8 protein-coding genes are annotated in these 13,464 nt (G+C 65.9%); 1 reads left to right on the top strand and 7 read right to left on the bottom strand.

Annotated features, from left to right (window positions below):
* Positions 1-346 precede the first annotated feature (346 nt).
* The 7 genes from C2U70_RS28530 to C2U70_RS28560 form a co-directional block, all read right to left on the bottom strand.
* Positions 347-1,114 carry an ABC transporter ATP-binding protein gene (locus C2U70_RS28530; protein WP_140981966.1) on the bottom strand — a complete coding sequence of 256 codons (768 nt, stop codon included), beginning with the start codon at positions 1,112-1,114 and terminating at the stop codon, positions 347-349.
* Between the two features lie 10 nt (positions 1,115-1,124).
* On the bottom strand, positions 1,125-1,934 hold the full coding sequence (locus tag C2U70_RS28535) for an ABC transporter permease (protein ID WP_246666889.1): 810 nt from the start codon (positions 1,932-1,934) through the stop codon (positions 1,125-1,127).
* A 102-nt stretch (positions 1,935-2,036) separates the two neighbouring features.
* Positions 2,037-2,780 carry a tRNA-uridine aminocarboxypropyltransferase gene (locus C2U70_RS28540; protein WP_140981968.1) on the bottom strand — a complete coding sequence of 248 codons (744 nt, stop codon included), beginning with the start codon at positions 2,778-2,780 and terminating at the stop codon, positions 2,037-2,039.
* Positions 2,781-2,822: 42 nt separating this feature from the next.
* Positions 2,823-5,924 carry an efflux RND transporter permease subunit gene (locus tag C2U70_RS28545; RefSeq protein WP_140981969.1) on the bottom strand — a complete coding sequence of 1,034 codons (3,102 nt, stop codon included), beginning with the start codon at positions 5,922-5,924 and terminating at the stop codon, positions 2,823-2,825.
* A gap of 3 nt (positions 5,925-5,927) precedes the next feature.
* Entirely contained in the window at positions 5,928-9,053 is a 3,126-nt protein-coding gene (locus tag C2U70_RS28550) for an efflux RND transporter permease subunit (protein WP_140981970.1), read from the bottom strand.
* A gap of 30 nt (positions 9,054-9,083) precedes the next feature.
* Positions 9,084-10,466, bottom strand: coding sequence for an efflux RND transporter periplasmic adaptor subunit (locus C2U70_RS28555; protein WP_140981971.1), 1,383 nt, complete (start codon positions 10,464-10,466; stop codon positions 9,084-9,086).
* Positions 10,456-11,859, bottom strand: a complete 1,404-nt coding sequence (locus tag C2U70_RS28560; RefSeq protein ID WP_246666890.1) for an efflux transporter outer membrane subunit — start codon at positions 11,857-11,859, stop codon at positions 10,456-10,458. Before C2U70_RS28560 ends, C2U70_RS28555 begins: the two co-directional genes overlap by 11 nt.
* Positions 11,860-12,323: 464 nt before the next feature.
* Here C2U70_RS28560 and C2U70_RS28565 point away from each other — a divergent pair.
* Positions 12,324-13,464, top strand: a 1,141-nt coding sequence (locus C2U70_RS28565; protein ID WP_140981973.1) for an NAD(P)/FAD-dependent oxidoreductase, incomplete at its 3' end; no start/stop codon positions are given.

Raw genomic sequence — 13,464 nt, forward strand, 5'->3', positions numbered from 1 at the left:
TTGCGCCGGACCACGTCACAGCCCAGCCACAGCGCGCACCGCTAGCCTCGCACGCGCGGCGCTGCTTCCGCAGCCGCCATCGCCAAGTGTCTATCCCATCATCTCGGCAAGCTTGATGCTTGCGCAGATGATCATTCCCCACAGCGCGAAGTTGATCTCGAGCGCGGCGAGCATGGGCGTTCTTCCCTGGTGGCACCACTATAAACTGTAGTGCTCACATACTGCAATTCAGCAGTTCCCGGATGGTTCCCGCCAAATCCAGCATTTTTTTGGCGAGCTTGCCATGGTTGCGCCACAAGCTAACGCAACCGTTTGTTGATGCTTGCAAAAACAGGAATTGGAACCGTCAGTTCCGAGCGTCGCCAGCACCCGCGACGTATCGATCGATGATGCCATCGACGGTTCCCACAGCCGCGATTCGTCCCTGCTGCAACAGAACCGCACGGTTGCAGGTACTTCTGAGCAAATCGACGTCATGGGAGGCGAGCACGAGGATGCCGGCGCGCGCGACGATATCGTCGAGGCGCTGCCGCGCCTTGCGGCGGAACTGCTGGTCGCCGACGCCGATCCATTCGTCGAGCAAGACGATCTCACCTTCCACGGCGGTCGCCACCGCAAAGATCAGCCGCAACATCATGCCGCTGGAATAGGTGCGCAGCGGCAGGTCGAGCTTGTCGCCGAGCTCGGTGAACTCGGCGATCTCGTAGCGTCGCGCTTCGATCTCGGCGCGGCGTGCGCCGACCACGAGCCCGCGCCGCATGATGTTCTCGTAGCCGGTGGCCTCCTCATCGAAGCCTGCGGCAAGGTCGAAGAGAGACAGACAGCGGCCGAGCACGTCAGCGCTGCCCGACGTCGGATGGTAGATTCCGGCGAGCACGCGCAGCAGCGTGGTCTTGCCGGCACCGTTGGCGCCGATAAGCGCGACGCGGTCGCCGGCGCGGATGTCGAGCGTGACGTCACTGAGCGCGCTCACGACATGCGTCGGCGCCTGCGGCCGCGCCATGAACGGCGTCATCGCACGCATGAAACGGCGGCGCAGCGATCGCTCGCGGAACGACAGAATCGGGAAGTCGACCGAGACGTCCTGCAGGTGGATGTGGGCCGAGATGCTCATCGCTTCGCGCTCACAGCCAGTACGCGACGCGTTTGCGATACTTCGCGTAGCAGCCCAGCGCCAGCGCTGCGGCGCCGGCGGCATAGACCAGCCCGAGCAGCCACTGCCCGGCATCGACCGGCTGCGACAGCAGCGGCTTGCGCACGAGCTCGAGCAGCGTCGTGAACGGGTTGGCCGCGATCAACCATTGAAACGCGGTGCCATGCACCGCGTCCGCCGTCCAGATGATCGGCGTCAGGAAGAAGACGAACTGCAATCCGCTCGTGATCGCCGAACCGATGTCGCGGAAGCGCGCGCAGAGCATGCCAAGCGCGGTGGCGACGCCGAACAGGGCGACCAGCAGAATCAGGAAGCCGGGGATTGCGAGCAGCATGGTTGCGTGCAACGGCCACGGCATCACCAGATACAGCACGATGACGAGCAAAAGATGATGCAGGAAGATGATGACGTTGCGCGCCAGCATCTGCAGCACATGGACGATCAGGGGCGCCGGCACCGCCTTGATCAGGTGCCCCGACAGCACGAAGACGTTCGAGCCTTCCTGCAGCGTCGATGCCATCAACGTCCAGACGATCAGGCCGACGGCGAAGGACGGCAGGAAAATCGAGACGTCCTGCTTGAACAGCGCGGCATAGACGGTCCCGACGCTGCCGATCGTGGCCGCCAGCGTCAGCGTGATCCAGAGCGGGCCGATCACAGTGCGGCGATAGCGCAGCGAAATGTCCATCAGGGCGAGCGTGCCCCAGCGGTCGAACTGCGCGCCCTGAGCGAGGAGCTCTCTCGCTGCGGCCTGGATCGGGCTGTCCGAAGGTCTCGTCAAATGGCTGTCCATCCCGGCAACGGCCGCTGGCCGGCCCAAAGGTCTGTAGCCGCCCCCTTCCCGGTCGGCAAGCCCCGCACCGGAACGCAGATTCCAGAGCGATTATTGGGGTTTGCGACGCCCGGACCGCCGCCGTCGGTCCTTCGCCGCTGGCTTTGGCGCAAGCTCCGGCATGCTCGCCTGCACCTCGCGGTAGCGTGCTAACAGCCGTTCAAAACTGGCATGCAACGTGGCCGCGATATCAGGACGCTTTTCCAGACTCGCGAGCATCATCGCGGCAGCCTCGATGGTCGAGAGCCCGTCGCGACGGGGCTCGCGGCGCAGCCGTCCGTAGCGCGAGGGATGCGCGGGATTGAGGATTACACGCTGGCACTTCAGCATCCAGGCGTTACGCCACCACAGCGCCTTGGCCTGGCTCCAGGTGCCGTCGAGCAGCACCACACCCTCGATACGGTTGAGGATCGCACGCTGATTGTCGGCCGCCTCGCCCTTGCGGGTCAGCGCGACGACATCGCCCTCGACGTCGAGATCGGTCGCACGCGCTGAACCGAGATAGAGCACGGCCCAGCGCGAGGGATCGGCAACGGGCTTCCCCAGCGCCTTGGCAAGGCTCGGCCAGGACAGGCCGACCCGCACGGTGGCATTCGGGAAGTGCCGTGCGGTCAGCCGCGCGGTACCCAGCGCCCGGTCCTGCTCCTGCGGATGCTGCAGGATCAAGAGCTGAATGCGGTTCTCGATCGGCTTCACGCTGTCGCAGATGCACAGCGGCATCGGCTTCTGGCAGTGCGGGCACTCGGGGATGGCCTCTTGCGGCGCGGCCGCCGCGGTATCTGAAGAGCTGGACATCAGGCCGCTATACGCTGCCAGGGCGGCTTCAACAACCCGCGATCACTCAGCCGGAGCCGTGACCGCCGGCGGCGACGAGCGCCGGCGCAGCCTGTCGATCAGGAGATAGATCACGGGCGTCGTGTACAACGTCAGGATCTGCGAGACGAACAGGCCGCCGATGATGGTGATGCCGAGCGGTCGGCGCAGCTCGGTGCCCGGTCCTGTCGCGACCACCAGCGGAATGCCGGCAAACAGCGCCGCCATGGTCGTCATCAGGATCGGGCGGAAGCGCGCCCGGCAGGCCTCGAAGATCGCGTCCGCCGACGACAGGCCGCGCTGGCGCTCCGCGTCGAGCGCGAAGTCGACCATCATGATGCCGTTCTTCTTGACGATGCCGATCAGCAGGATGATGCCGACGAACGCGATCACGGTCAGCGGCGTGTTGGTGATCTGCAGCGCGAGCAGCGCGCCAAGCCCCGCCGACGGCAGGGTCGAGATGATTGTCAGCGGATGCGCCAGACTCTCGTAGAGCACACCGAGCACGATATACATCGCCACCAGCGCACCAAGGATCAGGAGCGGCTGGCGGCCGCTGGTTTTGACGAAATCGCCGGCATTGCCGTCAAAGCTGCCGCGGATGCCCTCGGGCATGTGCAGCTCCTCGACCGCGCGCTGGATGTTCGCGGTCGCGACCTGGAGCGGCACGTCCGGCAGCAAATTGAACGACACGGTAGTCGAGGGGAATGATTGCGAGTGGAATACCGCGAGCGCCGCGAGCCCGCGCTGCTGGCGTACCACCGCCGACAGCGGCACCTGCACGTCGTTGGCGCCCGCGACGAAGACGCGCTCGAGATTGGAGGGATCGACCTGGAATTTCGGGTCGGTCTCCAGCACGATCATGTACTGGTTGCGCTGGGTGTAGATGATCGAGATCTGCCGCTGCGAGAACGCGTTGTTGAGCGCGTTGTCGATGTCCTGCACGCGCACGCCGAGCCGCGAGGCGGCCTGGCGGTCGATTGTCAGGTTGAGCTGCAGGCCGCCGGGATCGCGGTCGGCCGAGATGTCGGTGATGCCCTCCACCGTCTCCATGCGCTTGGACACGATCGGCGCCCATTTCTGTAGCAGATCGAGATCCGTGCTCGACAGCGTGTACTGGTAGTCGGAATCGCTCTGTCGCCCGCCGGCACGGACGTCCTGGGCTGCGAACATGAACAGGCGGATGCCGGCGACACGATAGAGATTGCGGCGCAGCCGGTCGATCACGAGCTGGGTCGAGATATATTCGCGCTCCTCCGGCGCCTTCAGACTGATGAACATGGTGCCGCGGTTGGAGGTCGCCCCGCCCGGCCCGCCGCCGCCGAGCACGGAGCCGATGCCGGCCACGGCCGGGTCCGCCATCACGATGTCGGCGAGTTGCTGCTGCAGGCCGAGCATGGACTGGAACGAGATGTCGGCCGAGGCGCGCGTCGCGCCAATGATGAAGCCGGAATCGTCGGTCGGGAATGAGCTCTTCGGTATCTTGACGTAGAGCGTCACGGTCAGTCCGATGGTGGCGAAGAACACGATCATCGTCAGCACCGGAAATTCCAGCGCGCTGCGCAGCGTCCGCGCATAGAAATTGACGATCCGCGTCAGCGATCCCTCGATCACGCGGTCGAACAGCGTCGCCGTGTCCGAGGTCGTCGCCTTGATGTAATGCGCGCAGATCATCGGCGTGACCGTGAGCGAGACCAGCGTCGAGACCACGATCGCGAAGGTCAGCGTCAACGAGAATTCGCGCAGCAGGCGGCCGATGATGCCGTCCATGAAGATCAGCGGCGTGAACGCCGCGATCAGCGACAGCGAGATCGACACGACGGTGAAGCCGATCTGTTTGGCGCCCTCCTGCGCCGCCCGCAGCGGCCGCATGCCATGCTCGAGATTGCGGAACATGTTCTCGATCATGACGATGGCATCGTCGACCACGAAGCCGACGGAGATCGCGAGCGCCATCAGCGACAGGTTGTCGATCGAAAATCCGGCGACCCACATGCCGGCACAGGTCCCGGCGAGCGCCAGCGGCACCGAGATGCCGGCAGCAATCGTCGGCACCGTCCGGCGCAGGAACACGAACACTACGACCATGACGAGGACGGCGGTCGCGAGCAGCGTCCATTGCATGTCGTTCACGCTGGCGCGGATCGTGCCGGTGCGGTCGACAAGCGTGGAAATCTCGACGCCGGCCGGAATCCACTGCTTCAACTGGGGAATCAGCGCCTTGACCCTGTCTACGGTCTCGATGACGTTGGCGTCGCCCTGCTTGGTGATCTGGATGATCACCGCCGGCTGCTTGTTGAACCAGGCGAATGAGCGCGCGTTGCGGACGGAATCCTCGATGTCGGCGACGTCGGACAGCCGCACGAAATTGCCGTTCGAACTCTTGACCAGGATGTCGCGAAACTCTTGCGCTGTGCGCATCTGCCGGTTCAGCCCGAGCGTCTCGCTCTGCCGCTCGCCGTTGAAGATGCCGACGGGCCCGAGCGGATTGGCGCTGATGATGGCCGTGCGCACGTCGTCGGTGGCGATCCCGGCATTGGCCAGCGCCACCGGGTTGAGCGCGACGCGCACCGCCGGCTGATCAGCGCCCGACACCGTCACGTCGCCCACGCCCGGCACCTGCGAGATGCGCTGCGCCAGCACGGTATCTGCGACGTCGTAGATCGCGGATGACGAGATGGTCTTCGAGGTCAGCGCCAGCACATAGACCGGCGCACCGGCCGTATTGGCCTTGCGGAAGCGCGGCAGCGCCGGCAGGTCGCTCGGCAGGTCCGAGAGCGAGGCGTTGATCGCAGCCTGCACGTCGCGCGCGGCGCGGTCGATGTTGCGGCCGATGTCGAACTGGAGCTGGATGACGGCGACGCCGAGCGTGCTCGTCGAGGTGATCTGGTTGAGGCCGGCGATCTCGCCGAGCCGCCGTTCAAGCGGAGCGGCGACGGTCGCAGCCATCACCGACGGGTCGGCCCCGGGCCGGGTCGCCGACACGAAGATCGAGGGAAAGTCGACATTCGGGACCGACGCGACCGGCAGGAAGCGGTAGGCCACGATGCCGAGCAAGAACAGCCCGATCGACAGCAGCGTGGTCGCCACGGGCCTGCGGATGAAGGGCTCGGAGATCGAGAGCATCGCTCACATCCCCTCGGTCGCCCCGGCCGCCGGCGGCGTGTCCGGCTCCGGCGGGGGCAGCGCAGTCTCCAGGCGCCGGTTGATGCGGTCGAGCGCGAGATAGATCACCGGCGTCGTGTAGAGGGTCAGCAACTGGCTGAGCAGCAGGCCGCCGATGATGGAGATGCCGAGCGGAAAGCGCATCTCCGAGCCCGTGCCGCTTTCGATTGCCAGCGGCAGCGCGCCGAACAGCGCGGCGAGCGTCGTCATCATGATGGGGCGGAAGCGCAACAGGCAGGCCTGCACAATCGCTTCGGTCGCCGGCAGCCCCTGCCCGCGCTCGGCCTCGAGCGCGAAGTCGATCATCATGATCGCGTTCTTCTTAACGATACCCATCAGGAGAATGATGCCGATCAGGCCGATCACCGAGAGGTCCTGCCCGAACATCATCAGCGCTAGAATGGCGCCGACGCCGGCCGAGGGCAGCGTCGACAGGATGGTGATGGGGTGGATGTAGCTCTCATAGAGCACGCCGAGCACGATATAGATCGTGATCACGGCGGCGAGCAGCAACCACGGCTGCCCCGCCAGCGACTTTGCGAATTCGGCCGCGTCGCCCGCATAGACGCCGACGATGCTGCCGGGCATGCCGATGTCGTTTTCGATGGTCTTCACCGCGGCAACCGCGTCGCCGAGCGCAGCCCCCGGTGCGAGGTTGAAGCTGAGCGAAACCGAGGGGAATTGCGCCTGGTGCGAGATCGCCAGCGGCGCCGTGGTGCGCGTCAAGGTGCCGACCGCCGACAGCGGCACCTGCGCGCCGGCAACGCCCGGCAGATAGAGTTTTGACAGGATCGACGGGTCGCGCTGGTACATCGGCAAGGCCTCCAGCACCACGCGGTACTGGTTGGCCTGGCCGTAGATCGTTGAGATCTGCCGCTGCGCAAAGGCGTCGTTGAGCGTGTCAGTGATGCCCTGGAGGCTGACGCCGAGTTGGCCGGCCCGGGTGCGGTCGACATCGATCTGCGCCCGCAAGCCCCCCTCCTGCGCCTCCGACGAGACGTCGCGGAACAGGGGATCGCGCCGCATCTCCGCCACCAGCTTGCGCGACCACTCCGTGACCAGCGCCGTATCCGTGCCCGTCAGTGTGTACTGGTAGAGCGAGCGGCTCGACTGAGTCGAGATCTGCACGTCCTGCACCGGCTGGAAATAGACGGTCATGCCGGGAATGCCGGCAACGCGCTGCTTCAGGCGGTCAACCACGATGCTGACATCGTCCTTGCGTTCGCCGCGCGGCTTCAGCGTCATCACGAGCTTGCCGACATTGGTGGTCGGATTGACCGACCCCGCCCCGATCACCGAGACGACGCCGACGACGTCGGGGTCGGCCTTGATGGCGTCGGCGGCCTCGGTCTGGCGCTTCTGCATCTCGGCAAAGGACACGTCGGGCCCGGCCTCGGTCACGGCCGTGATCGAGGCCGTGTCCTGCAGCGGCAAAAAGCCCTTGGGCGCGACGACGTAGAGCACCAGCGTGGCGATGAGCGTGGCAAAGGTCACGATCAGCGTGGCGCGCTGGCGCTCCAGCACCCACAGCAGCGTGCGGTGATAGAAACCGACCATCCAGTCGATGAAGCGGTTGACCGCGGCAAGCCCCGGCACTGCCAGTTCCTCGTGCGCGTGCTTGAGCAGCCGCGAGCACATCATCGGCGTCAGGGTCAGCGACACCACCGCTGACGTCACGACCGCGATGGTCAGGGTCAGCGCGAATTCGCGGAACATGCGGCCGACCAGCCCGGACATGAACAGCAGCGGGATGAACACGGCGATCAGCGACACCGTCAGCGAAATCACGGTGAAGCCGATCTCGCTGGCGCCGCGCAGCGAGGCCTGCATCGGGTTCTCGCCGTTCTCGATATGGCGGACGATGTTCTCGATCATCACGATGGCGTCGTCGACGACGAAGCCGGTGCCGATCGTCAGGGCCATCAGCGAGAGATTGTCGAGGCTGAAACCGGCAAAATACATGATGCCGAAGCTCGTGATCAGCGACAGCGGCAGCGCGACGCCCGCGATCAGCGTGGCGCGCAATGAGCGCAGGAAGAGCAGCACGACCAGCGTCACCAGCACGACGCTGAGCACCAGCGTGAATTGCACGTCGTGCACGGAGGCGCGGATCGTGACGGTGCGGTCGGAAACCACGGTCAAATTGACGCCGGCCGGAATGGCGCGCTGGACCTTTGGGATCTCCTCGCGGATCTTTTTGACGACGTCGATCACGTTCGCGCCGGGCTGGCGCTGGATGTCGATGATGACGGCCGGCGTGCCCTGGTACCAACCGCCGGTGCGGTCGTTCTCCAGCCCGTCGACTATCTGCGCGACGTCGCCGATCGTGACGGGATTGCCGTTGCGGTAGGCGATGATGATCGGCTTGTAGGCCTCGGCCGCGGCAATCTGGTCGTTGGCGGCGATGGTGTAGGATTGCTGCGCGCCGTGCAGTGCGCCCTTCGGTCCCGACACATTGGCGCCGGCGATGGCGTTGCGCAGATCCTCCATGGCGATGCCATAGGCAGCTAACCGCGCCAGATCGGCCTGCACGCGTACCGCCGGCTTCAAGCCCCCGAGCACCGAGACGCGGCCAACGCCGGAAATCTGTGCCAGCCGCTGCGCCAAAATCGTGTCGGCGATGTCACTCATCACCCGCAGCGAGGTCGTCTCGGAGCGCAGCGCCAACGTCAGGACCGGCGCATCGGCCGGGTTCACCTTGGCGTAGGTCGGCGGATACGGCAGCGTGCGCGGCAGGACGCCTGCGGCCGCGTTGATCGCGGCCTGCACGTCCTGGGTCGCGCCGTCGATGTCGCGGTTGAGGTCGAACTGGAGCGAGATCTGGCTGACGCCGAACGAGCTCGTCGAGTTCATCGAGGTCAGCGACGGAATCTGCCCGAGCTGCCGCTCCAAGGGCGCCGTGATCAGCGAGGCGATCACGTCGGGGCTCCCGCCCGGCAATTGCGTCGTCACCTGCACGGTCGGAAAATCGACCTGCGGCAGCGCTGAGACCGGCAGCGAGAAATAGCCGAGCGCACCGCCGATCAAGAGCGCAATGCCGAGCAGCGAGGTCGCGATCGGCCGGCGAATGAATGGTTCGGAGACGCTCATGACGGTGCCGTCAGGTCGGCGCGATCAGGATCATGGCTGCTTGGCTCCGCTGCCCGATGGTTGAGCCCCCTGCGCTGGTCCGGTCTGGCCCTTCCGATCGCCCTCGCCCTGCTTGGCCTGACCGCCCTTTTGGCCGTCACTGGCAGGGCCGCCCTTCGCGTCCGGCGCGCGGGTGCGCTTGCGCGGGGCCAGGTCGGCCGACGGGGTCTGCTCGGAGCGGCCCACGATCACCTTCGAGCCGTCGGCGAGGTTGGCAAAGCCTGTGGTCACGACGCGATCGGTCGGCGACAAGCCGCTGGCGATGACGGCGTCGTGCTCGTTCTGCTGCGTCACGGTCACGGGCTTGGCCGAGACGACGTCGCCCTCGCCGATCACATAGCTGAACGTGCCGATCGGTCCACGCTGGACCGCCGATGTCGGCACGACCAGCGCCTTCGCCAGGGTCTCGACCTTGAGCCGGACGTTGACGAACTGACCGGGCCAGAGCTGGTAATTGGCATTGGGGAATTCCGCCTTCAGCCGCAGCGTGCCCGTGGTGGAATCGACCTGGTTGTCGATGCCGGTCAGCTTGCCGGTGTCGATCACGGTGACGCCGTCATTGCCGAACACGTCCACCGGCAGCGTCCCCTTCGACGCGGCGGCATTGACGCGCATGATCTGCTGCTGCGGCAGGCTGAACCAGACCGCGATCGGCTGCAATTGCGTGATCACCACCAGGCCCGTGGTGTCGGAGGCGTGGATGATGTTGCCCTGGTCGACCTGGCGCAGGCCGGCGCGGCCCGAGAGCGGCGCCACGATCTTGGTGTAGCCAAGCGTCGTCGCCGTGTTGTCGATCGCGGCCTGGTCGGCCTTGATCAGCGCCTCGGTCTGCGCGACCAGCGCGCGCTGGGTGTCGGCCTGCTGCTTGGAGCCGGCGTTGGAGGCCGCCAGCTGCTCATAGCGGGCGAGATCGAGCTTCTGGTTGGCAAGCTGCGCCTGGTCCTGCGCCTTCTTGGCGACCGCCTGGTCGTACTGCGCCTGGTAGATCGCGGGATCGATCTCGCCCAGTACGTCGCCCTTCCTAACGTCCTGTCCTTCCGTGAAATTCACGGCGATCAGCTTGCCGTCGACCTGCGAGCGCACGGTCACGGTGTTGAGCGCGCGAATGGAGCCGACACCATCGAGATAGACAGGCACGTCCTGGACGCGCGGGATCGCCGCCAGCACCGGGACCGGAAGGTCGCGCGGGATGTTGCGATCGTTGGTTGGCTTGCGCTGATAGGCGTACCAGCCGGCATAGCCGAGCCCGCCGAGGATCACGAGCGTGACCAGCGTCGACCAGAAGCGGCGGCGGCCGCGCGAGGGCTTGCGTGCTGCGCCCTCGTCCTTTGCGCTTTCCTTGGCGCCGTCCTTGCCGTCGGGCTTAAAGAGCATTGACCGGTTTCTCCATCCTCGGCTCCCAGCCTCCGCCCAAGGCCTGGTACAGGCTCACGATCGCGAGCAGCCGCGCGAGCTGCGCCTGCTGTAGCGAATCCTCGGCCTGGAACAGCGTCAATTGCGTGTTCAACACGGTCACGATGTCGGCAGTGCCGGCGCGCAACTGCTGCTCGGCGAGGTCGAAGGCGCGCCGCGAGGCTGCGACCACCTGGCGCTGGAGCTGCAGCTTGATCGTCGTCTGCTTGATCGAATAGAGCGCATTGTCCACGTCGGCGAAGGCCTGCACGATGGTCTTGCGATAGGTCTGCAGCAGCTCGTCCTGACGCGCCTTGGCATATTCGAAATTGCCCAAAATCTTGCCGCCGTCGAAGATCGGCTGCGTGGCACTGCCGACAAGCTGGAAGAAGGCGGCGTGCGGCTGGAACAGCGAGACCAGCGCCGAGCTCTGGTAGCCGCCATTGCCGGTCAACTGGATGCTCGGGAAAAACTGCGCCCGCGCATTGCCGATGTTGGCGGTGGCGGAGGCAAGCTGCGCCTCCTGGCGGCGGATGTCAGGCCGCTGCGTCAGCAATTCCGAAGGCAGTCCCGGCGTAACCCGGGGGATCGCGACATGGCTCAGCGAGCCGCCGGCGACCCGCACGCTCTCGGGCGGGCGCGACACCAGCACGGCCAGCGCATTGGTGTTCTGGTCGAGCGTTTGGCGCAGCGGAGGCACCAGCGCCTTCTGGTTCGCCAGCACGCTTTCCTGCTGGGCGACGTCAAGATCGGTCCCGGTGCCGGCCTGGCGCCGTTGCCGGATGGCATCGAGGATGCGCTGGGCGCTGGCGATGTTGCGTTGCGCGGTGCGCAGCCGGTCCTGTGACGCCAGCACCTGGAAATAGGCGTTGGCGACGCTCGACAGCGTCGTGAGCGCGACGACATCGCGATCGAACCTGTTGGCGGTCGCGGTCTCTTCCGCGGCCTGCAGCGCGTCGCGGTTCTGACCCCAGAAGTCGAGCTGGTAGCTCGCGCTCAGTGACGCCTGGTAATTGACGACTTCACGACCGCCATTGGTCAGGCCTGAGGAGCTCGAGCCCGACGTGCGCGAATAGGTCTCGTTTCCACCGCCCGACAGGCTCGGCAGCAGCGCCGCACCGGCCTGGCGCGCCTGGGCGTCGGCCTCGCGCATGCGGGCGACGGCCGCGGCGATGTCGAGGTTGACGGTCTGCGCCTCCTCCATGAGCTGGGTCAGCTCCGGCGAGCGGAAGCCGCGCCACCAGTCGAGCGCCGGCGGGGCATCGGGCTTTCCGGCATATTTGTACTGGGTGGGGACGTCGAGCGCCGGATCCGGCAGGTCCTGGGTCAGCACGCAGCCGGCCGAGCTCAGCGCCAGGCAGACGGCGCCAAGCAAGCCCGCCGCACGCAGTGACCGGGGAGCTGAACCGCAGAGCCGCCTGGAGGCGACTGCCGGGAAGCTGTTTGTCACATCCGCCCCCTGCCGGGCAGCCCTATTACCCACAGCGCGTTCGGATCGACCGAATCGCGGCGGGTCATTAGGCGGGCGTTTTGCGCGTCGTTCACAGCGGTGATGCTTTCCTGGAACCTGCCGCCATACTAGCCGGGCCTGTTGGGGGCGCACAGTCCCGCAGGTATCGCCGTCCACCGCCAAACGCCCCGCATCCCGGATTGCGAAAATGAAAGATATGCCCATGTGACGGGGCTTTCTTTCATTTCGTGGCGCGCGGCGAGCGTCCGCAAGCTTACGAACATTTCATGTGGTGTTGGAGCAACACTGGCGCCAGCACGGCCTCCCTGAGATGAAACCCGCGCCGCAACGCACCGTAGCTTGCCTGTCACCAAGGCAGGGGTTTTGGAATGCGCATCGCAGTCATCGGGACGGGCATCGCCGGCAATGCGGCGGCCTGGACGCTCTCGCAACGCTACCCGGTGACTGTTTATGAGCGCGATCTGCGCGCCGGCGGACATAGCCACACCGTCATCATCGACTATGACGGCACGCCGATCGCGGTCGATACCGGCTTCATCGTCTACAACGAGCTCAACTACCCAGACCTGACGGCGATGTATGCCCATCTCGGCGTCGAGACGGTCGAGAGTTGCATGAGCTTTGCCGTCTCGGCCGACGGCGGACGCTTCGAATGGCGCGGCGGCGGCAGCGATTGGCGGGAGACGGCAACCGGCCTGTTCGCCCAGCGCAGCAATCTGTTCTCGCCGTCCTATCTCGCGATGCTCAGTGACGTCCTCAAATTCAACACCCAGAGCGTGGCCGACTACGAGGCGGGCCGCCTCGCCGGCGTCTCCCTCGGCGATTATTTTGCCCAGCGAAATTTCTCCCGGCGGCTATTGACCGACTATCTCGCGCCGATGGGCGCGGCAATCTGGTCGGCGCCCGCGAGCGACATGCTGAATTTCCCGACCGAGAATTTTGTTGCCTTCTTCAACAACCATCGCCTGCTGCACTACGACCGGCCGGTCTGGCGCACGGTCAAGGGCGGCAGCCAACGTTATGTCGAAAAGCTGACGGCTGCTTTCAGGGATCGCATGCGGCTCGGCTGCGCGGTGACGCAGGTCGAGCGCACCGCGCATGGCGTCATCTTGCACGACAGCCTGGGCCATCACGACAGCTTCGATCATGTCGTCATCGCCGCGCACAGCGACCAGGCCCTGGCGATGCTGTCGGATGCGGATCAACGCGAGCGCGAGATCCTCGGCGCGATCGGCTACGCGCCGAACACGATCTACCTGCATCGCGACGAGAGGCTGATGCCAAGACGCCGGAACGCCTGGGCCTCCTGGAACTTCCTGCGCTGGCAGCGCGAGGGCACGGTCGAGAACGATGTCGCCGTGACCTATTGGATGAACCGGCTTCAAGGCATCGACCCCGACAAGCCGCTGTTCGTCAGCCTCAACCCGCCTTTTGCGCCCGCGCCCGAGCTGACCTTTGGCAAGTTCATGTGTGAGCATCCGCAATATAACGCCGCGGCCTTCGCCGCGC

The sequence above is a fragment of the Bradyrhizobium guangdongense genome (assembly GCF_006483445.1).
GTDB lineage: Bacteria > Pseudomonadota > Alphaproteobacteria > Rhizobiales > Xanthobacteraceae > Bradyrhizobium > Bradyrhizobium guangdongense_A.